Source organism: Pantoea sp. IMH, from assembly GCF_000599885.1.
GTDB lineage: Bacteria > Pseudomonadota > Gammaproteobacteria > Enterobacterales > Enterobacteriaceae > Erwinia.
Genome location: NZ_JFGT01000005.1, coordinates 1185201 through 1204754 on the forward strand (window position 1 = coordinate 1185201; position 19554 = coordinate 1204754).

At 54.4% G+C, this 19554-nt stretch carries 21 protein-coding genes; 17 read left to right on the forward strand and 4 right to left on the reverse strand.

The features are described 5' to 3' along the window. Window positions 1-211: 211 nt before the first annotated feature. The 3 genes from fldA to ybfF form a co-directional block, all read right to left on the reverse strand. Window positions 212-742, reverse strand: coding sequence for a flavodoxin FldA (gene fldA, locus EA20_RS0114005; protein WP_200868320.1), 531 nt, complete (start codon window positions 740-742; stop codon window positions 212-214). A gap of 162 nt (window positions 743-904) precedes the next feature. Beyond that, a complete protein-coding gene (ybfE, locus tag EA20_RS0114010; protein ID WP_024967424.1) occupies window positions 905-1186 on the reverse strand; it encodes a LexA regulated protein in 282 nt (93 codons plus the stop codon). A 147-nt stretch (window positions 1187-1333) separates the two neighbouring features. Continuing rightward, window positions 1334-2098, reverse strand: a complete 765-nt coding sequence (gene ybfF, locus EA20_RS0114015) for an esterase (RefSeq protein ID WP_024967425.1) — start codon at window positions 2096-2098, stop codon at window positions 1334-1336. Window positions 2099-2352: 254 nt separating this feature from the next. On the opposite strand from ybfF, the gene seqA reads away from it, so the two are divergent. The 13 genes from seqA (at window position 2353) to nei (ending at window position 14071) form a co-directional block, all read left to right on the forward strand. Further along, window positions 2353-2904, forward strand: a complete 552-nt coding sequence (seqA, locus tag EA20_RS0114020; protein ID WP_024967426.1) for a replication initiation negative regulator SeqA — start codon at window positions 2353-2355, stop codon at window positions 2902-2904. A gap of 31 nt (window positions 2905-2935) precedes the next feature. Beyond that, a complete protein-coding gene (gene pgm, locus EA20_RS0114025; protein ID WP_024967427.1) occupies window positions 2936-4576 on the forward strand; it encodes a phosphoglucomutase (alpha-D-glucose-1,6-bisphosphate-dependent) in 1641 nt (546 codons plus the stop codon). A gap of 287 nt (window positions 4577-4863) precedes the next feature. Next, window positions 4864-5070, forward strand: coding sequence for a YbfA family protein (locus EA20_RS0114030; RefSeq protein WP_024967428.1), 207 nt, complete (start codon window positions 4864-4866; stop codon window positions 5068-5070). A gap of 124 nt (window positions 5071-5194) precedes the next feature. Beyond that, the gene (locus EA20_RS0114035) at window positions 5195-6157 is read left to right on the forward strand and encodes a 2-thiouracil desulfurase family protein (RefSeq protein ID WP_024967429.1); all 963 of its coding nucleotides are present in this window, start codon (window positions 5195-5197) and stop codon (window positions 6155-6157) included. A 20-nt stretch (window positions 6158-6177) separates the two neighbouring features. After that, window positions 6178-7602, forward strand: a complete 1425-nt coding sequence (gene phrB / locus EA20_RS0114040; protein ID WP_024967430.1) for a deoxyribodipyrimidine photo-lyase — start codon at window positions 6178-6180, stop codon at window positions 7600-7602. Window positions 7603-7637: 35 nt separating this feature from the next. After that, window positions 7638-8381: a type 2 GTP cyclohydrolase I gene (locus EA20_RS0114045; protein WP_024967431.1), complete on the forward strand. Its 744-nt coding sequence runs from the start codon at window positions 7638-7640 to the stop codon at window positions 8379-8381. A 122-nt stretch (window positions 8382-8503) separates the two neighbouring features. Continuing rightward, window positions 8504-9160 carry a 5-oxoprolinase subunit PxpB gene (gene pxpB, locus EA20_RS0114050; RefSeq protein ID WP_024967432.1) on the forward strand — a complete coding sequence of 219 codons (657 nt, stop codon included), beginning with the start codon at window positions 8504-8506 and terminating at the stop codon, window positions 9158-9160. Continuing rightward, window positions 9154-10092 carry a 5-oxoprolinase subunit PxpC gene (pxpC, locus tag EA20_RS0114055; RefSeq protein ID WP_024967433.1) on the forward strand — a complete coding sequence of 313 codons (939 nt, stop codon included), beginning with the start codon at window positions 9154-9156 and terminating at the stop codon, window positions 10090-10092. The genes pxpB and pxpC overlap by 7 nt, the downstream gene beginning before the upstream one ends. Continuing rightward, entirely contained in the window at window positions 10076-10813 is a 738-nt protein-coding gene (gene pxpA, locus EA20_RS0114060) for a 5-oxoprolinase subunit PxpA (RefSeq protein WP_024967434.1), read from the forward strand. Before pxpC ends, pxpA begins: the two co-directional genes overlap by 17 nt. 66 nt (window positions 10814-10879) lie before the next feature. After that, window positions 10880-11608: a DUF969 domain-containing protein gene (locus EA20_RS0114065; RefSeq protein WP_024967435.1), complete on the forward strand. Its 729-nt coding sequence runs from the start codon at window positions 10880-10882 to the stop codon at window positions 11606-11608. After that, window positions 11608-12597 (forward strand): DUF979 domain-containing protein, encoded by a 990-nt coding sequence (locus EA20_RS0114070; protein ID WP_024967436.1) that lies wholly within the window; start codon window positions 11608-11610, stop codon window positions 12595-12597. Before EA20_RS0114065 ends, EA20_RS0114070 begins: the two co-directional genes overlap by 1 nt. A 7-nt stretch (window positions 12598-12604) precedes the next feature. Continuing rightward, window positions 12605-13258: a pyroglutamyl-peptidase I gene (pcp, locus tag EA20_RS0114075; protein ID WP_024967437.1), complete on the forward strand. Its 654-nt coding sequence runs from the start codon at window positions 12605-12607 to the stop codon at window positions 13256-13258. A 21-nt stretch (window positions 13259-13279) separates the two neighbouring features. After that, window positions 13280-14071: an endonuclease VIII gene (nei, locus tag EA20_RS0114080; protein ID WP_024967438.1), complete on the forward strand. Its 792-nt coding sequence runs from the start codon at window positions 13280-13282 to the stop codon at window positions 14069-14071. 234 nt (window positions 14072-14305) lie between these two features. Here the strand turns inward: nei and EA20_RS0114085 are convergent, their stop codons facing one another. Then, on the reverse strand, window positions 14306-15586 hold the full coding sequence (locus EA20_RS0114085) for a citrate synthase (protein ID WP_024967439.1): 1281 nt from the start codon (window positions 15584-15586) through the stop codon (window positions 14306-14308). 623 nt (window positions 15587-16209) lie between these two features. On the opposite strand from EA20_RS0114085, the gene sdhC reads away from it, so the two are divergent. From sdhC to EA20_RS0114105, 4 genes are read left to right on the forward strand one after another with little or no spacing between them, the layout of a single operon-like run. Further along, a complete protein-coding gene (gene sdhC / locus EA20_RS0114090; protein WP_024967440.1) occupies window positions 16210-16599 on the forward strand; it encodes a succinate dehydrogenase cytochrome b556 subunit in 390 nt (129 codons plus the stop codon). After that, window positions 16593-16940, forward strand: coding sequence for a succinate dehydrogenase membrane anchor subunit (gene sdhD, locus EA20_RS0114095; protein WP_024967441.1), 348 nt, complete (start codon window positions 16593-16595; stop codon window positions 16938-16940). Before sdhC ends, sdhD begins: the two co-directional genes overlap by 7 nt. Further along, window positions 16940-18706 carry a succinate dehydrogenase flavoprotein subunit gene (gene sdhA / locus EA20_RS0114100; RefSeq protein WP_024967442.1) on the forward strand — a complete coding sequence of 589 codons (1767 nt, stop codon included), beginning with the start codon at window positions 16940-16942 and terminating at the stop codon, window positions 18704-18706. The genes sdhD and sdhA overlap by 1 nt, the downstream gene beginning before the upstream one ends. Before the next feature lie 17 nt (window positions 18707-18723). Beyond that, the gene (locus EA20_RS0114105) at window positions 18724-19440 is read left to right on the forward strand and encodes a succinate dehydrogenase iron-sulfur subunit (protein WP_024967443.1); all 717 of its coding nucleotides are present in this window, start codon (window positions 18724-18726) and stop codon (window positions 19438-19440) included. Window positions 19441-19554 lie beyond the last annotated feature (114 nt).

Genomic DNA, 19554 nt, shown 5'->3' on the forward strand with positions numbered 1-19554 from the left:
CATCCTGAAAAGCAGGCGCCTGCCTGAGCTGGATTACATTTCATGCTTTCTCATCAACGCTGCCTTCAGGGCGAAAGGCGCTGAGAAAGCCGGATGACCGATGGCGATATTGTACAGTTTTGCAGGTGAAAGTTACAAAAATGTGCCTATTACTATTATAGGAAAAACCATGCGCCTGATGTGAGATAACTCCCACATCAGGCGGCTGTTATCAGGCTTCGAGGATTTCCTTGAGGTGCAGTTCCTCATAAATCTGTTTTACCCACTTCTCTGTACGTTCAGCGGTTAACTCGGGTTGGCGATCTTCATCAATGGCCAGCCCCAGGAAGTGGTTATCATCCGCCAGGCCTTTAGACGCCTCAAAATGATAGCCTTCTGTCGGCCAGTGGCCGACGATCACCGCGCCTTTAGGCTCAATGATATCGCGAATGGTGCCCATCGCATCACAGAAGTACTCGGCATAATCTTCCTGATCGCCGCAGCCAAACAGGGCAACCAGCTTACCGTTAAAGTCGATTTCTTCAAGGGTAGGGAAGAAGTCATCCCAGTCACACTGGGCTTCGCCATAGTACCAGGTTGGAATGCCCAGCAGCAGAATATCAAAGGCTTCAAGGTCTTCTTTGCTGCTTTTCGCGATATCATGAACCTCAGCCACCTCGTTACCGAGCTGCTTCTGGATCATTTTTGCAATGTTTTCGGTATTGCCTGTATCGCTGCCAAAGAAAATGCCTACGATTGCCATGAGTTTAATAACCTCTTGAAACTTAATGATATGGTGACTGCTGTTAAAGACAGATAACGGCAATGATAGCAGACAGCCTCAGGGGGATAAACGTGTAATCCTCCTGCTTTTGTCGCTTTGTGCTTTGTCCCGGCCTGCGTGAGTCATTGTTGAGAGGGCCGTTTAAGCGTTCCGTCTGACTAACTGTGCCATCACCATTTCTTCTATCAACTCGCTGCGGCTCATATTACGCTGCTCGGCGAGCTGGTTCAGTGCATCTACCGCGTCGCTGTTCATTTTCAGCTCTACGCGCTTGAGTCCACGCACTTTATCCCGTTTGAGCTGGTTGCGTTTATTGATACGCAGCTGCTCATCACGCGTTAGCGGATTTGTTTTAGGTCGTCCCGGGCGACGCTCATCTGCGAACAGATCGATCGTGGTGCGGTCCGTGTTTTCTTTTGCCATAGAATCGAGATACTGAAAAGGCTGGATTACTGATGAATTGGTCAGGCTGCCGGCTGAAATTCCATCAGCGACAAATTTTTAGCGCGCCATCATACCCTGTGAAAGTGGGGACGACAATGATTTAACATCCCCATGAATCTTTTGTTTTTACAGGCCTAAAAAGCGACTGATAACGCGTAAAACCGCCTCAGGTTTTTCCGCATGGACCCAGTGGCCTGCGCCGCCGATCACATGGGCTCGCGCCTGAGGAAATTGCGCAAGCAGCGCATCACGGTACTGGTCATCAAGGTAAAATGAGCGTTCGCCGCGGATAAAAAGCGCAGGATGTGGCCAGGGCGGTAACGTTTCCCAGCCGATAATCTCGTCATAAGTGTCCCATAACACCGGCACGTTGAACCGCCATTCACCCTCATGGAAAGATTTAAGCAAAAACTGAATGACGCCTTCGTCCTCTATACGCTGACGCATCAGGGTGGTCGCCTCACTCCGGGTCGTGATACCTGCCGCGCTGACCGCCTTCATGGCGGCAAAAAAGCGATCGTGATGACGTTCCTGGTAGGCGATGGGGGCAATATCTATAACCACCAGTTGTTCAACGCGGCCGGGTACCAGTGCGGTCAGCGCCATTGCGATTTTACCGCCCATAGAGTGGCCCACGACGGTGAAACGATCAATCCCCAGATCGTCAAGTGTCTCCACGACATCCTGCGCCATGGCGGGATAGTTCATCTCTTCTGAACGTGGCGAAAGGCCGTGATTGCGCACGTCAATCTGCACCACGCGGCGGCGATCCTTCAGCCCCCGGGCCAGCACGCCAAGGTTGTCGAGGCTGCCAAAGAGGCCATGAATCAGCACCACTGGCGCGGCGTCGGCGGCTGATTGTTCAGATTGCAGGCGAACATTCAATTTCATAGTAAAGTTCTTACAGGGGAAACGAGGGGTTAGGGTATCATGGAAGAACCTATTCTGCTGAAAAGGCAGGTGTGCTCCGCCAATCTCTTTGCGGCATATTCTGACTTTTGCCCGCTTTCAGGACTGGCGCTACACCCCGGCAGGATTTAACTTTATAATCCACATGTTAGAGCTGGTTCGAAAGGCTAACGTGCGTTTGTCATCCACAGCGTGCGCGCTGACCGGCTCTTAAGCACTAACCGTACTGGATAAAGATGAAAACTATCGAAGTCGACGAAGAGCTGTACCGTTATATCGCCAGCCATACCCAGCATATTGGTGAAAGCGCCTCTGACATTTTACGGCGTATGCTTAAATTTTCCGCCGGTCAGCGCGCACCAGCGGCTACCCCAGTGGCAGCCATTTCTGGATCTACGGCGAAAGAAAGTGGCGTAGGAAAGGAAGAGGCGCGTCCGTTGGATCGCGTCCGCGCCATGCGTGAACTGCTGCTTTCTGACGAATATGCTGAACAGAAAAAAGCGGTGAATCGCTTTATGCTGATTTTGTCGACTTTATACAATCTTGATCCCAAGGCATTTGCCGCCGCGACCGAATCGCTTCATGGTCGTACGCGCGTCTACTTTGCGGGGAATCAACAGACCCTGGTACAGAATGGCACCCATACCAAGCCGCAGCACGTTCCGGGCACGCCGTATTGGGTGATCACCAACACCAACACAGGCCGTAAACGCAGCATGGTCGAACATATCATGCAATCAATGCAGTTCCCGACGGAACTCACTGACAAAGTTTGCGGCACCCTCTAACTGAGAACCTAAGTGTCAGGGAGAAGCGCCAATGGCTAATCACCCCCGTGCCGGGCAGCCAGCCCAGCAGAGCGATTTGATTAACGTTGCACAATTAACGTCGCAATATTATGTCCTGCAGCCCGATCTGAGTAATGCGGAACATGCGGTGAAGTTTGGAACTTCAGGCCATCGCGGTAGCGCAGGACGCCAGAGCTTCAACGAGACGCACATTCTGGCTATCGCCCAGGCTATTGCGGAAGAGCGTAAAAAGAACGGGATTACCGGTCCCTGCTATGTGGGTAAAGATACGCATGCGCTCTCCGAACCGGCCCTGATCTCAGTGCTGGAAGTGCTGGCGGCGAACGGCGTGGATGTGATTGTTCAGCTGGACAATGGCTATACGCCGACCCCGGCTATCTCGAATGCCATTCTTGAACACAACAAAGCGGGTGGTCCTAAAGCCGACGGGATTGTCATCACGCCTTCGCATAACCCACCGGAAGATGGCGGTATTAAATACAATCCGCCAAATGGTGGGCCTGCGGATACCAACGTCACTAAAGTCGTTGAAGATCGCGCCAATGCCCTGATGAAAGATGGCCTGAAAGAGGTTAAACGCATCGCGCTGGATCAAGCCTGGGCGAGCGGCCATCTGCAGGAAAAAGATCTGATCCAGCCTTATATCGAAGGCCTGGCGGAGATTGTTGATATCGCTGCCATTCAGAAAGCGGGCCTCAAAATTGGCGTCGATCCGCTTGGCGGTTCGGGTATTGTCTACTGGCAGCGTATCGCGGAGTTCTACAAGCTGGATCTGACCATCGTCAATGACGCCGTGGATCAGACTTTCCGCTTTATGCATCTCGATAAAGATGGCGCAATCCGTATGGACTGCTCATCTGAAAGTGCCATGGCGGGGCTGCTGGCGCTGCGTGATAAATTCGATCTCGCTTTTGCCAACGATCCGGATTATGACCGTCACGGCATCGTCACGCCGGCGGGCCTGATGAACCCGAACCACTATCTTGCGGTCGCGATCAACTACCTTTTCCAGCATCGTCCTCAGTGGGGCAAAGAGGTGGCGGTCGGGAAAACGCTGGTCTCCAGCGCGATGATTGACCGAGTGGTTAACGATATCGGTCGCCGTCTGGTCGAAGTGCCGGTTGGCTTCAAATGGTTTGTTGATGGTCTTTACGACGGCAGCTTCGGCTTCGGTGGCGAAGAGAGCGCGGGTGCTTCCTTCCTGCGCTTCGATGGCACCCCCTGGTCTACCGACAAAGACGGCATCATTATGTGCCTGCTGGCCGCGGAAATTACTGCCGTCACCGGAAAAAATCCGCAGCAGCACTATGATGAGCTTGCTGAGCGTTTCGGCGCCCCAAGTTACAACCGTTTGCAGGCTTCCGCGACCTCTGCACAGAAGGCGGCGCTGTCGAAACTCTCACCTGAAATGGTCAGTGCCGATACGCTGGCAGGCGACCCTATCACTGCCCGCCTGACGGCAGCACCAGGTAATGGCGCCTCCATCGGCGGTCTGAAAGTCATGACGGAAAACGGCTGGTTTGCCGCGCGTCCTTCAGGGACAGAAGATGCATATAAGATTTACTGTGAAAGTTTCCTCGGTGCTGAGCATCGTGAAAAAATTGAAAAAGAAGCCGTGGAAATTGTCAGTGAAGTGCTGAAAAACGCCTGATTTCTGATCTGTTCCGAAAGGCGCTGCTTGCAGCGCCTTTTTTTATGGCTGCCGGATATCCGTTGGTATAAGCCAGGCCATTACCTGCCCGAAAGTAACGCACCTTAATGCAAAGTGAATGATGTGTTAATTATTTATTGTCATTTAACTTTTTCGTAACTTTGCAACATTACGCAGGCGTAATCTGTCGGTTTTTTCAGCAAAAAAGTGGTCGGATGAGTAGTAATATTACACAATCAGCGCTATTATTTTGCTCAGATTACACATTCACTTTGCCTGGAGGACGTATGCGTCTTTATCAACCGTACCCGTTACATCGAATCGTATTGCGCCGCCTGGCGGTGTTAATCCTTGGCACGCTCGCCTTGCCTGTAATGCTGTTTCGTCGGGATCGCGCCCGGTTTTACAGCTATCTTCACCGGATATGGTCCAAAACCAGCAGTCAGCCGGTCTGGCTGGCGCAGTCCGAGGCCGCAGCCTGCGATTTTTATTAAAAACATTCCCGCTCCGGCGGGAATTTTTTTTGTCTTCAGTACCGCTTTTTATAAACAGTGCAGGCTTATCCCGCGCGTATCGGCTACACTTAAACCTCTACAAGAAGTTGGAGGTTGTACAACTATGAGCGAAAAAATTCCTGTCGGCATCAGCGCCTGCCTGCTTGGAGATAACGTCCGCTTCGATGGGGGGCATAAGCGTTGTGCGTTCGCAGCGGAGGACCTTGCCCCTTATATGCGTTTTGATCCTATCTGCCCTGAAATGGCGATAGGATTACCCACGCCACGACCCGCCTTACGCTTAACCCGAAACGCCGCGGAAGGAGACGAGGTTGCGCTCTGCTTCAGTAATGGGAAGGGCGATCCGCTGACAGAAGAGATGCAGCGTTTCTCAGAAAATAAAATTGCGCATCTTCATCATCTCTGCGGCTATATCGTTTGTGCAAAATCGCCCAGCTGCGGCATGGAGCGGGTGCGTGTTTACAAACCTGAGAATAACGACAACCGCAAAGAGGGCGTGGGGATATTTACCCGCGAACTGATGAAGCAGATGCCCTGGCTTCCGGTAGAAGAGGACGGCAGACTGCACGATCCGGTACTGCGTGAAAATTTCGTTGAGCGCGTTTATACCCTGCATGAATTCAATACGTTATGGCGCAGTGGCCTGACACGCGGCAAAGTGATCGCCTTTCACAGCCGCTATAAACTCTCACTTCTGGCCCACTCGCAGCCGCAGTATCGCGAACTGGGACGCTTTGTGGCCGCGATAGAAAGCTGGCCATCGCTGGAAGCCTTCGCCTTTGAATACCGTCAGCGGCTGATGGATCTGCTTAAACATCAGGCGACGCGGGGTAACCATACCAACGTGCTGATGCATGTTCAGGGTTACTTTCGACCCCAGCTCAGTTCCAAACAGCGTCAGGAGCTGGCGGCGCTTATCGACCATTATCGCCAGGGACTACAGCCTCTGCTGGCACCTCTGACGTTGCTTAAACACTATATGTCAGAATTCCCCGATCCCTACCTGGCTCAGCAGCGCTACTTTGAACCCTATCCGGAAGCGCTTCGTCTGCGCTACGGTCACTGAATCAGCCCACAGGAAGTCCCATGACCACGCATCTGGTCTGGCTGCGCAACGACCTGCGCATCCACGATAACTACGCCTTAAACGCGGCATGCCGCAATAAAGATGCCAACGTGCTGGCGCTTTATATCGCCACGCCAGCGCAGTGGCAATCCCACACTCTGGCGCCAAAACAGGCGGCGTTTATCTTCGACAGCCTGAAAGAGTTGCAGCAGGCGCTGAGTGAAAAAGGGATTCCACTCCATTTTTTGCATTGTAATGACTTCGCCGCTGTTCCCGATGCGCTGAAAGCGTTCTGTGAACAGCATCGTGTTGATCGCCTGTTTTACAACTATCAGTATGAGGTCAATGAACGCGAGCGTGACGCGGCAGTTGAGCGAACGCTTTACGATCACGATGTGATATCACAGGGGTTTGATGACAGCTTACTGTTACCGCCCGGCAGCGTGCTGAACGGCAACCGCGAAATGTATAAAGTCTTTACGCCTTTTAGCCGCGCCTTCGTTAAAAGACTGAACGAGGGATTACCGGAATGCGTTCCAGCGCCCGAACCCCGTAAAAATGCCCCGCTGGATCAGCAGCCTGAACTACAGCCGTTTGATTATCCTTTTGAGAAGTATGATGACACGCTTTTTCCCGCAGGGGAGAAGGCGGCGCTTAAACGGCTACGGGAATTTTGCCAGCAGCCCGTTACGGATTATCCGGAAAACCGCAACCTTCCTGCCGTTGATGGCACCAGCCGTCTGTCAGTCTATCTCTCTACCGGCGTCCTCTCTCCCCGACAGTGTCTGCACCGTCTGCTGAGAGAACATCCTGAAGGCCTGGAGAAGAGCGACGTTTTTGTCTGGCTCAACGAGTTGATCTGGCGGGAATTCTATCGCCATCTGCTGGTGGCCTGGCCAAAGCTTTGTCGCCATCAGCCTTTTATCAGCTGGACGGCTAAGGTGCAGTGGCAACGTGATAAAGCGCTGCAGGAAGCCTGGGAGCAGGGTAAAACCGGCTATCCGATCGTTGATGCGGCTATGCGTCAGATGAACAGTCTCGGCTGGATGCATAACCGGCTGCGAATGATTACGGCCAGCTTCCTGATAAAAGATCTGCTTATTGACTGGCGCGAGGGGGAACGCTATTTCATGTCCCAGCTGATTGATGGCGATCTGGCTGCCAATAACGGCGGCTGGCAGTGGGCCGCCTCAAGCGGTAACGACGCGGCACCTTATTTCCGCATCTTCAATCCCACCACCCAGGGCGAAAGGTTTGATAAAAACGGCCATTTTATCCGCCAGTGGCTGCCAGAGCTGAATGACGTTCCTGACGAGCATATTCATCAGCCACACGTCTGGGCTGAAAAGAACCAGATATCACTGGATTATCCGGTACCGATTGTCGATCATAAAGAGGCGCGCAAGCGCACGCTGGAGGCCTACGAGGCCGCCAGAAAATCATAAGCAGGCGCCGGACTGCGGAACATTCAGGAAAGATTATGCGTAATACAGAACTTGAACATATTGTGAATCAGCAGCTCGACACCGCGAGCTTCAGCGATTATGCGCCGAATGGCCTTCAGGTCGAAGGACGTGGTGAAGTCGCAAAGATCGTCACGGGCGTCACCGCCTGTCAGGCGCTGCTGGATGAAGCCGTCCGGCTGAATGCGGATGCAGTACTGGTACATCATGGCTATTTCTGGAAAAACGAGGTGCCGGTTATTAAGGGCATGAAGCGCAACCGGCTGAAAACCCTGCTGACGAATGATATTAATCTTTATGGCTGGCATCTGCCGCTGGATGCACACCCACAGCTTGGTAACAACGCGCAACTTGCGAAGCTTCTCGGCATTGAGGTGCAGGGTGAAGTCATGCCACTGGTACCCTGGGGTGAGCTGAACCAGGCCCTGACCGGCGAGCAGCTTGCCCGCCGCATTGCCGATAAACTTGGCCGCGAGCCACTGCATTGTGGCGATAATGCACCTGACGAGATCCGCCGTGTGGCCTGGTGTAGCGGCGGTGGACAAGGTTTTATTGATGCCGCTGCGGCCTTTGGTGTGGATGCTTTTATTACGGGTGAAGTCTCAGAACAAACCATCCACAGCGCGCGTGAACAGGGGCTTCACTTCTTCTCGGCAGGGCATCATGCTACCGAGCGCGGAGGGATCAAAGCCCTCGGTGAATGGCTGGCCGAAAATCACGGTCTTAACGTTACCTTCATTGATATTCCTAATCCTGCCTGATTCAGCCTGAGCGGCAGCGCTGCCGCTCAGGGCTTTCTATTGACACATCCCTTACATTTCCGCATAACTGTTTGTCTAATAACATAAACGGATGGCCTTACCGACAGGTCAGGAGGAGTGTTTTGCAACGAGCACGTTGTTATCTGTTAGGCGAGCGCGCCGTGGTGCTTGAGCTGGAACCCCCTGTTTCCCTTCGTAGTCAGCAACGTATCTGGCAGCTTACCGCGCGCCTTACGGGGCGTCCGGAAGTGACGGAAATTGTGCCGGGGATGAATAACATCACCGTGATGCTGAGTGAGCCGCAAAGTACCGCGCTGGACGCTATCGAATGGCTCCAGTTATGGTGGGAAAAAAGCGAGGCGCTGGAAGTTGACACCCGTCAGATGGAGATTCCGGTTGTTTATGGTGGGGCAGCAGGTCCCGATCTGGCAGAAGTGGCGCACCACAGCGGTCTGACGCCGCAACAGGTTGTTGAGATTCATGCGTCGGCGGCCTATGTGGTTTATTTTATCGGTTTTCAGCCAGGATTCCCTTATCTGGGCGGCCTGGACGGGCGACTACATACGCCGCGCCGTGCCGAGCCGCGAGTGGCCGTGCCTGCCGGATCCGTTGGCATTGGCGGCAGCCAGACCGGTATCTATCCGTTTTCAGCACCCGGCGGCTGGCAGCTTATTGGCCGGACCGACCTGAATTTGTTCAATCCACAGCATACGCCGCCCGCTTACCTCAGGCCTGGCGACAGCGTGCGCTTTGTGCCGCAAAAGGAGGGGATATGCTGAAAATTCTTCGTGCGGGAATGAGCACAACGCTCCAGGATGCGGGCCGGACAGGGTGGCGTCAGTTTGGCGTTTGCCTGAGTGGCGTTCTGGATCAGCCAGCGATGGAAACTGCCAATCTGCTGGTGGGCAATGATAAAAACAGCGCCGTGCTGGAAATCACGCTGGGGCAGTTTTGCGCCGAATTTGGGCGCGATGGCTGGTTTGCGCTGACCGGCGCGGGCTGCAACGCCGATCTTGATGGTAAGCCTGTCTGGACCGGCTGGCGTACGGCGGTAAAAAAAGGGCAGCGGCTGACGCTCAAAATGCCGACGCGCGGTATGCGCAGCTATCTGGCACTCGACGGCGGCTTTGTCGTGACGCCCGTGCTCGGCTCCTGTAGCACCGACGTTAAGGCCGGTTTTGGCGGCTTCGGCGGCAAAGCACTCCAGGACGGGGATCTGTTACCGCTTGCGGAAGCGCGGCGGACGTTCAGTCATCCCGTTGGTGTACGCCAGCTGCTGTTTGGTAACCGTGTCCGGGCGCTGGTCGGCCCGGAGTTTCATGAATTCAGTCATGAAAGCCGGGAAGCCTTCTGGCGTACTTCCTGGCAGCTTCAGCCGCAGAGTAATCGCATGGGTTATCGTCTTCAGGGACGTCCTCTGACCCGTACCGCCAGTCGGGAGATGCTCTCGCACGGACTGATACCGGGCGTTATTCAGGTGCCGCCGAATGGACAGCCGATTGTCCTGATGGCGGATGCGCAAACGACCGGCGGTTATCCACGCATTGCCTGCGTGATCGAAGCCGATCTCTATCATCTGGCGCAGATACGTCTGGGCGAAAAGATACATTTTGTTCACTGTACGTTAGACGAGGCGCTGCAGGCAAAACGTGAGCGTGAGCGATCGATGGCACAAATGGCATGGGGGCTGGAACATGAAGGTCGATCTTAATGCCGATCTGGGCGAAGGTTGCGCTCACGATCGCCAACTCTTGCAGATAGTCTCTTCCGTCAATATCGCCTGTGGATTCCACGCGGGTGATGCGCAGACAATGCTGCAAAGCGTACGCTGGGCGAGGGAATTTAACGTGGCAATGGGCGCGCATCCCAGCTTTCCCGACCGGGAAAATTTTGGCCGTTCAGCGATGCAGCTGCCGCCAGAGACGGTTTACGCACAGATGATCTATCAGATAGGCGCCCTGAAGGGGCTGGTCGAAAGTGAAGGCGGCAGGTTAGTTCACGTCAAGCCGCACGGCATGCTTTATAACCAGTCGGCGCAGCAGGCTGCGCTGGCAGAGGCCATTGCCAGGGCGGTAAAGGCTGTTGATCCAGGATTGATTCTGGTAGGCCTTGCCAACAGTGAATCGATTCGCGTAGCGCAAGCGCTGGGGCTGACCACTCGTGAAGAGGTTTTTGCCGATCGCGCCTATCAGGCTGATGGATCCCTGGTGCCACGTTCCCAGCCGGGTGCCATGGTGGAGAGCGATGAACAGGCTATTGCGCAGACGCTGAGCATGATTGAGCAGGGAAGAGTTCAGTCGCTGAGCGGTGAATGGGTGAGCGTAAAGGCGGATACCGTCTGTGTTCACGGCGACGGCACTCACGCGCTGACCTTTGCGCGCGAACTCCGCAAGGCATTTACTCAACATAACATTGAGATTACCAGCCTCTGATGCTGTAAACGCAACAGGCATGCTGCCCGTCTCTGGCGGGAATAACTCAGGATTTTCGGAGAAGATATGGAAAGTGCAGTAAACCTCTGGCCGCTGGCTGGCATTCTCGCCATCGTTATCGGCTTTCTGCTACGTTTTAACCCGGTGCTGGTGGTGATTGTTGCCGGCATCATTACCGGGTTCGCCGCTAAAATGCCTATTGGCGATATTCTTGAAAAGCTGGGTTCCGGCTTTCTCAATACCCGCAACCTGCCGCTAATCCTGCTGCTGCCGCTGGCCGTTATCGGCCTGCTTGAGCGGCACGGTCTGAAGGAGCGCGCCCAGACATGGATTGCACAAATCAAAACTGCCACGGCAGGTCGTCTGCTGATCGTTTACCTGTTTGTCCGTGAGGCAACGGCCGCGCTGGGGCTGACCAGCCTTGGCGGACATCCGCAAATGGTGCGGCCGCTGCTGGCACCGATGGCTGAGGGGGCGACGGAGAACCGCTACGGCGAACTGCCGGATCATGTTCGTCACCGTTTACGCGCGATGTCAGCTGCAACGGATAACGTGGGCCTGTTCTTCGGTGAAGATATTTTTGTCGCCTTCGGTGCGATTATCTTTATGCACAACTTTATGCTGGAGTCAGCCGGTATCCAGACTGAGCCGCTGCATATTGCACTCTGGGGGATCCCGACGGCGATTTGTGCTTTTATTATCCACTCCGTGCGCCTGCGCCGGCTGGACAAGACGCTGGCGGCTGAGCTTGCCGCGCTGAACGCCGACGCACTGAAAGCGAAGGGAGGCCGCTAATGTTTCAGCAACAATATCTGTTCTGGCTGGCTGGTTTTATTTTGATGGTCGTGGCCATTATGTCCTGGCGCGACAAAGCCAATCCGCGTCGCCTGACCACAGGCCTGTTCTGGGCGCTATATGGTCTGGTCTTTTTTGTTGGAGACTGGTCGGTCAGACTGCTTGGCGAACGTTCGCTGCATATCACCATCGGCATTATCGTGGTGGTAATGGCGCTGATAGCCGGACTGGGTGGTGTGAAGCTGGGTTCCTACCATCAACGGACCGGCGAACAGCGCGCGGAGAGCGCGAAACGGCTGGGCAACCGTCTGTTCCTGCCTGCGCTGGCGATCCCGGTAGTGACCGTCATCGGCGTACTGACGTTTAATAATATTCAGGGACTGCGGGAGCTGGTGTTCGGCACGGGAAATCACTCCACACTGATTACACTTTTCTCCATGATGGTGGGTTGTGTGGTGGGCTGGCTGATTGCGCTGAAGCTGACGCATGACACGCCCGCGCAATCGGTGCAGGAAGCGCGCCGGCTGCTTGATGCTATCGGCTGGGCTTTTATTCTGCCGCAGATCCTGGCAACGCTGGGTCTGCTGTTCACCAGCGCGGGCGTTGGGACGGCTATCTCCCATCTGACCGAAACGTATCTGGCCGTGGACAATAAGTTTATTGCCGTCGCCACCTACGCCATTGGCATGGCGCTGCTAACCATGGTCATGGGCAATGCCTTCGCCGCATTCCCGATTGTGACCGCCGGTATTGGTATTCCGATTCTGGTTCTGCAGCATCATGGGAACCCAGCGGTAATGGCGGCAATCGGTATGTTTTCCGGCTACTGCGGCACGCTGATGACGCCGATGGCGGCAAACTTCAACATTGTGCCCGCGGCGCTGCTTGAACTGCCCGATCGTAACGCGGTCATTAAGGCTCAGGTGCCAACCGGCGTGCTATTGTTAATCGCGAATGTCTTTCTTCTTTATTTCCTGATGTTCCTGTGAGGCTGAAATGAAAACGGTACTGATTACCGCCTTCGAACCATTTGGTGGCGAAGTGATTAACCCGTCATGGGAAGCGGTGAGCCAGCTTCACGAGCGGATGATTTGTGGCGCTCGCGTAGTGGCAAAACAGCTGCCCTGCGTATTTGGAGAATCACTGACGTCGCTGACGGCGAGCCTTGACGAACTGAAACCCGATCTGGTTATCGCGGTCGGGCAGGCGGGTGGACGCGTGGATGTGACGGTGGAACGGGTCGCTATTAATGTTGATGATGCGCGCATTCCGGATAATGCAGGTAATCAGCCCATTGATGAAACTATCGTCGAAGGCGGACCGGCTGCCTATTTTTCAACACTGCCGGTAAAAGCGATCGTTGAGGGGATCCGCGAGGCGGGGATCCCTGCCTCGGTCTCCCAGACGGCAGGCACTTTTGTCTGCAACCATGTCATGTATGGCCTGCTGCATAGGCTGGCCAAGCAGAAAGGCAAGCATAAAGTGCGTGGTGGATTTATTCATATACCCTGGCTGCCGGAGCAGGCGGTTAAATATCCAGGCGCCGCCAGTATGCCTGCGCCGACGGTGATCCTGGCGCTCGAAATGGCGTTGAGTATTGCCCTGACGGTGGAAGAAGATATTCGTCTGACGGGCGGGGCCACGCATTGATTGTCACTGACAGGGAGCGGTATGCCTGAAGGACCGGAAATTCGACGGGCGGCAGACAAGCTTGAAGCCGCCATCGGCGGAAAAACGCTGACCGATGTCTGGTTTGCCTTTCCCGAGCTTAAAGTGTGGGAACCTCTGCTGGTGGGGGAGAAGATCACGGCCTTTGAAACACGAGGCAAAGCGATTCTGACCCATTTTTCCGAAGGTCACACGCTCTACAGCCATAATCAACTGTATGGCGTCTGGCGAATTACCGACCCGGGCGAAGTGCCGCAAACCAACCGCGTACTCCGGGTCCGCCTGAGTACGGCGGATAAAACCGTGCTGCTCTACAGCGCGTCTGATATTGAGATGCTTGATGCGCAGTCTCTTGCCACGCATCCTTTTCTGCTGCGGGTAGGGCCGGATGTACTGGATATGACGCTGACGCCGGAAAGCGTGGCGGAACGGCTACTCTCTAAGCGCTTTCGCCGACGTCAGTTCAGCGGGCTGCTGCTGGATCAGGCTTTTCTGGCGGGGCTGGGGAATTACCTGCGGGTTGAAATTCTCTGGCTGGCGGGGCTGGCGGCTCACCACCGGGCAGAGGATTTGTCGCCAGAGCAGCTGCAAAAATTTGCCGCGGCTCTGCTGGACGTACCAAGGCTTTCTTATCAGACGCGTGGCGTGGTGAACGATAAAAAACATCATGGCGCACTGTTCCGCTTTAAAGTCTTTCACCGTGCCGGCAAGGCGTGCGAACGCTGTGGCGGCACGATTGAGAAAACGACGCTCTCATCGCGCCCCTTCTACTGGTGTCCGGGCTGTCAGCACTGAACATGGTGCTTCCCTCGTTTTATGTATGACAGCAGCCTGAGGCGGCTTTGGGTACTTTTCTTTAAAAATAACGACAGGGAAAAGGCCGGAAGGTTGGGGTGGAAAGGGATGAAGGTTCAGCCGGGATCGGAAAGGCGGCTTAAAAAGAGCTGGGAGTTGCAGGCCTCAGGGGCATGACCAGGGTAAATAAAAAGGGGAGCCGCAGTGGCTCCCCTTGTCTTTCAGCGATCCGGATTATTTCAGATCGGATTCAAAATCACGCTGATCGTAGCCGGTATAAAGCTGGCGCGGGCGGGCAATTTTAATGCCGTCATCGTGCATCTCTTTCCAGTGTGCGATCCAGCCAACAGTACGTGCCATGGCAAAAATGACCGTAAACATGGAGGACGGAATCCCCATCGCTTTCAGAATAAGGCCAGAGTAGAAATCGACATTTGGATAGAGTTTGCGTTCGATGAAGTAAGGATCGTTGAGCGCGATATGCTCAAGCTCCATCGCCACTTCCAGCAAATCATCCTTCATGCCGAGCTCTTTCAGCACTTCATGGCAGGTTTCACGCATGACGGTGGCGCGTGGATCGTAGTTCTTATAGACGCGGTGGCCAAAGCCCATCAGACGGAACGAGTCGTTTTTGTCTTTTGCACGTCTCAGGAATTCAGGGATATGCTCGACGGAGCTGATCTCTTCCAGCATCCGCAGACAGGCTTCGTTCGCGCCGCCGTGCGCCGGTCCCCACAGGGAGGCAATCCCCGCCGCAATACAGGCGAAGGGGTTCGCGCCGGAGGAGCCAGCGGTACGTACAGTAGAAGTCGATGCGTTCTGCTCGTGATCAGCATGCAGGATCAAAATACGATCCATTGCTCGTTCCAGCACCGGATTCACAACATATTCTTCACAAGGCGTGGAGAACATCATATTCAGGAAATTGCCTGCGTAGGAAAGGTCGTTGCGTGGATAGACAAACGGCTGGCCGATTGAGTATTTGTAGCACATCGCCGCCACGGTCGGCATTTTAGAGAGCAGGCGGAACGCCGCGATTTCGCGGTGACGCTCAATGTTAACATCCATCGCATCATGATAGAACGCCGCCAGCGCGCCGGTTACGCCGCACATAACCGCCATTGGGTGTGAATCACGACGGAAGCCACGGAACAGATGATGAATCTGTTCATGGATCATGGTGTGGCGGGTAACAATTGTGCTGAACTCTTCAAACTGCGCTTTCGTCGGCTTCTCGCCGTTCAGCAGAATGTAACAGACTTCAAGGTAATTTGAGTGCAGGGCAAGCTGATCGATGGGGAAACCACGGTGCAGCAGAATCCCTTCATCACCATCAATATAGGTGATTTTAGATTCACAGGATGCCGTCGAGGTGAAGCCTGGGTCAAAGGTGAAATAACCCTGGGATCCCAGGGTACGGACGTCGATCTCAGCCTGTCCTAACGTGCCTTCAAGCACATCCAGTTCAATAGGAGCTTCGCCTGGTAGGGTTAGCGTTGCTTTTTTATCAGCCATTTACAGTCTCCTTAGCGCCTTATCTATGAATCTTTGACACCAGAAATGCCATTATGTCCACGGCGGCGTGCGGAATGGCAGATACTCGTCTCTGTGGCATCTTAAATGTGCAGGGTACAGAGTGACGGGCGTTTGCAGGCCGGGAGGGCACAATCGTGCTGCGTTTCGCGGTTGTTAAAGATCCGGTCTGGTCATAACGTGTTGGTAACCGTTACCTGATACTTTAAGTCAATTGGAACTCACTTTTACATAACTAATCGCCTGGAGAAAGTGTATCTCCATAACTTTTGTGAATCCCACTACTTTTAATCGTTTGTTTGTAACAGAAATGTTTAACTTTTGTCAAATCAGTTGATTAAAAATGTATGTTATGTGAAAAATGTGAGGGGTGTCACTGTTCCATCCAAATGTTTCCAAGATGTTTGTAGGGGAATTGTAATGAGTTTGTGATCCCCCTATACTTCCGCCAGGTCTCCGGGAATACCCTGCTGTAGGAGCCACCCAGCGTTTTATACGCGTCGTTTTGACACTGGACGTTGCAGTTTTAGTGCCTGGCGCAGTGCTTCATGAAACGTTGTCTGACCCGCCCTCAGGACCGGAGGAAGCAAAATAAGAAAGGCTGTGTGGGCAAAACCGTGAAAAAACAAAGACCTGTCAACTTGGATCTCTCCACGATCCGGTTTCCCGTTACTGCAATAGCGTCTATTCTCCACCGCGTGTCCGGCGTCATTACGTTTGTTGCCGTTGGTATACTGCTCTGGTTACTGGGCCTGTCACTCTCCTCACCCGAAGGCTTCCTTGAGGCCGCTGCCGTTATGGACAGCTTCATCGTCAAATTCATCGTCTGGGGCATCATGGCCGCGCTGGCATATCACATTGTTGGTGGCGTTCGTCATATGCTGATGGATTTCGGCTACCTCGGTGAAACGATGGAAATTGGCAAGCGCTCGGCGCACATTGCGTTTGGTATCACTGTCGTGCTTTCAATTCTGGCTGGAGTCCTCGTATGGTAAGCAACGCTTCTTCACTGGGCCGTAACGGCGTCCATGACTGGCTGCTGCTCCGCGCGTCCGCCATCGTTATCACGCTCTACGTGCTTTACATTCTCGGTTTCGTAATGATGGCAGATAGCCTGACCTACGAAATCTGGCGCGGATTCTTTGCCTCCTCCATGACTAAGGTGTTCACCCTTCTGACGCTGCTCTGCATTCTTGTGCACGGCTGGATTGGGATGTGGCAGGTACTGACGGACTACGTCAAATCGCTGGCGCTGCGGTTAACGTTGCAGCTGGTGGTGGTGACGGCGCTGTTAGTGTATGCGATTTATGGAACTGTTGTTGTGTGGGGTGCGTAATGAAGTTGCCAGTCAGAGAATTTGACGCCGTTGTGATCGGCGCAGGTGGTGCAGGCATGCGTGCCGCGCTGCAGATTTCCCAATCGGGCCAGACTTGTGCCCTGTTATCAAAAGTTTTTCCAACCCGTTCCCATACCGTGTCTGCGCAGGGCGGTATTACCGTTGCGCTGGGTAACACCCACGATGACAACTGGGAATGGCATATGTACGACACGGTTAAAGGCTCCGACTATATCGGTGACCAGGACGCGATCGAATATATGTGCAAAACCGGTCCGGAAGCGATTCTGGAACTGGAACATATGGGTCTGCCGTTTTCCCGTCTTGACGATGGCCGCATTTACCAGCGTCCTTTCGGCGGCCAGTCCAAGAACTTTGGTGGCGAGCAGGCTGCGCGTACCGCTGCTGCAGCTGACCGTACCGGTCACGCGCTGCTGCACACGCTCTACCAGCAGAACCTGAAGAACAAAACGACCATCTTCTCTGAATGGTATGCCCTGGACCTCGTGAAAAACAGCGATGGGGCTATTGTCGGCTGTACCGCAATTAATATCGAAGATGGTGAAGTGGTTTACTTTAAAGCCCGTGCAACGGTGCTGGCCACCGGCGGTGCAGGTCGCATCTATCAGTCCACCACCAATGCCCATATCAATACGGGCGACGGCGTCGGTATGGCGCTCCGCGCAGGCGTGCCGGTGCAGGATATGGAGATGTGGCAGTTTCACCCCACCGGCATTGCCGGCGCGGGCGTGCTGGTAACGGAAGGCTGCCGTGGTGAAGGTGGCTATCTGCTGAATAAGCATGGCGAGCGCTTTATGGAACGCTATGCACCTAACGCGAAAGATCTGGCCGGTCGCGATGTTGTCGCCCGCTCCATGATGATTGAAATCCGTGAAGGACGCGGCTGTGAAGGCCCATGGGGCCCGCATATCAAGCTGAAGCTTGATCATCTTGGCAGTGAAGTCCTTGAAGCGCGTCTGCCGGGGATTCTTGAGCTTTCCCGTACGTTCGCCCATATCGATCCGGTAAAAGAGCCTATCCCGGTTATTCCTACCTGCCACTATATGATGGGCGGCATTCCTACCCGTGTGACGGGCCAGGCGCTGACGGTTAATGAGCAGGGTGAAGATGCCGTTGTACCAGGGCTGTTTGCCGTGGGTGAAATCGCCTGCGTGTCGGTGCACGGTTCTAACCGTCTCGGCGGCAACTCGCTGCTCGACCTGGTGGTCTTTGGTCGTGCGGCGGGTCTGCATTTACAGGAGTCTATTCAGGAGCAGGGCGAACTGCGTGACGCGACCGATGAAGAGATCGATGCCTCGCTGGCTCGTCTGAATCGCTGGAACAACAATACGACCGGCGAAGATCCTGTCGAGCTGCGTAAAGCGCTGCAGACCTGTATGCAGAATAACTTCTCCGTGTTCCGTGAAGGGGAGGCGATGGCGAAAGGGCTGGCAGAACTGAAGCTGCTGCGTGAGCGTCTGAAAAATGCGCGCCTGGACGATCGTTCCAGCGATTTCAATACCCAGCGTATTGAATGTCTGGAGCTGGATAACCTGATGGAAACGGCTTACGCCACCGCGGTCGCTGCCAACTTCCGTACCGAAAGCCGGGGCGCGCACAGCCGCTTCGACTATCCTGAGCGTGACGATGCTAACTGGTTGTGTCACAGCGTGTACCTGCCGCAGAGCGAAAGCATGACTCGCCGTGAGGTGAACATGTCGCCAAAACTGCGCGCGGCCTTCCCGCCGAAAGCACGTACTTACTAGTTTGCGGAGATAAAACGATGAGACTCGAATTTTCAATTTATCGTTACAACCCGGACGTTGACGATGCGCCACGGATGCAGGATTACAGCCTGGAGTCGGAAGAAGGGCGCGATATGATGCTGCTGGATGCGCTTATCCGTATTAAGGAAAAGGATCCAACGCTGGGTTTCCGCCGCTCCTGCCGCGAAGGGGTTTGTGGCTCCGATGGCCTTAATATGAACGGTAAAAACGGACTGGCATGCATCACGCCAGTGTCGGCACTGGGCGGCGGCAAGAAGAAAATTGTCATCCGACCTCTGCCGGGGCTGCCGGTGATCCGGGATCTGGTAGTGGACATGGGCCAGTTCTACACTCAATATGAAAAGATTAAACCTTACTTATTGAATAATGGCGAAAATCCACCTGCGCGTGAACATCTCCAGGCACCGGAGCAGCGGGAAAAACTGGATGGTCTGTACGAATGTATCCTTTGTGCATGCTGTTCCACCTCCTGCCCTTCTTTCTGGTGGAACCCGGAGAAATTTATCGGGCCGGCAGGTTTGTTAGCCGCTTACCGTTTCCTGATCGACAGCCGCGATACGGAAACCAATGCGCGACTGGACAACCTCAACGATGCTTTCAGCGTATTCCGCTGTCATAGCATTATGAACTGTGTGAGCGTATGTCCTAAAGGGCTTAACCCTACGCGAGCCATTGGCCATATCAAGTCAATGCTGCTTCAGCGAAGCGCGTAAGCCTCGTCTGGCCGGGAACTTCAGGTTCCCGGTTGTTTTATCAGGAGGCCTTCCAGAGCAGTTACTGACGGTTCTGGAAGGTTCCCTTACGGGCCGGGCGCCAGCCGTTGCGCA

Coding starts and splice junctions, on each gene's coding strand:
- ybfF (WP_024967425.1), bottom strand. CDS start 2,098: ATGAAATTGAATGTTCGCCTGCAATCTGAACAATCAGCCGCCGACGCC.
- EA20_RS0114045 (WP_024967431.1), top strand. CDS start 7,638: ATGCGTAATACAGAACTTGAACATATTGTGAATCAGCAGCTCGACACC.
- pgm (WP_024967427.1), top strand. CDS start 2,936: ATGGCTAATCACCCCCGTGCCGGGCAGCCAGCCCAGCAGAGCGATTTG.
- pxpA (WP_024967434.1), top strand. CDS start 10,076: ATGAAGGTCGATCTTAATGCCGATCTGGGCGAAGGTTGCGCTCACGAT.
- ybfE (WP_024967424.1), bottom strand. CDS start 1,186: ATGGCAAAAGAAAACACGGACCGCACCACGATCGATCTGTTCGCAGAT.
- nei (WP_024967438.1), top strand. CDS start 13,280: ATGCCTGAAGGACCGGAAATTCGACGGGCGGCAGACAAGCTTGAAGCC.
- EA20_RS0114030 (WP_024967428.1), top strand. CDS start 4,864: ATGCGTCTTTATCAACCGTACCCGTTACATCGAATCGTATTGCGCCGC.
- seqA (WP_024967426.1), top strand. CDS start 2,353: ATGAAAACTATCGAAGTCGACGAAGAGCTGTACCGTTATATCGCCAGC.
- pxpC (WP_024967433.1), top strand. CDS start 9,154: ATGCTGAAAATTCTTCGTGCGGGAATGAGCACAACGCTCCAGGATGCG.
- pcp (WP_024967437.1), top strand. CDS start 12,605: ATGAAAACGGTACTGATTACCGCCTTCGAACCATTTGGTGGCGAAGTG.
- fldA (WP_200868320.1), bottom strand. CDS start 742: ATGGCAATCGTAGGCATTTTCTTTGGCAGCGATACAGGCAATACCGAA.
- sdhD (WP_024967441.1), top strand. CDS start 16,593: ATGGTAAGCAACGCTTCTTCACTGGGCCGTAACGGCGTCCATGACTGG.
- EA20_RS0114065 (WP_024967435.1), top strand. CDS start 10,880: ATGGAAAGTGCAGTAAACCTCTGGCCGCTGGCTGGCATTCTCGCCATC.
- EA20_RS0114085 (WP_024967439.1), bottom strand. CDS start 15,586: ATGGCTGATAAAAAAGCAACGCTAACCCTACCAGGCGAAGCTCCTATT.
- EA20_RS0114070 (WP_024967436.1), top strand. CDS start 11,608: ATGTTTCAGCAACAATATCTGTTCTGGCTGGCTGGTTTTATTTTGATG.
- EA20_RS0114035 (WP_024967429.1), top strand. CDS start 5,195: ATGAGCGAAAAAATTCCTGTCGGCATCAGCGCCTGCCTGCTTGGAGAT.
- EA20_RS0114105 (WP_024967443.1), top strand. CDS start 18,724: ATGAGACTCGAATTTTCAATTTATCGTTACAACCCGGACGTTGACGAT.
- sdhA (WP_024967442.1), top strand. CDS start 16,940: ATGAAGTTGCCAGTCAGAGAATTTGACGCCGTTGTGATCGGCGCAGGT.
- phrB (WP_024967430.1), top strand. CDS start 6,178: ATGACCACGCATCTGGTCTGGCTGCGCAACGACCTGCGCATCCACGAT.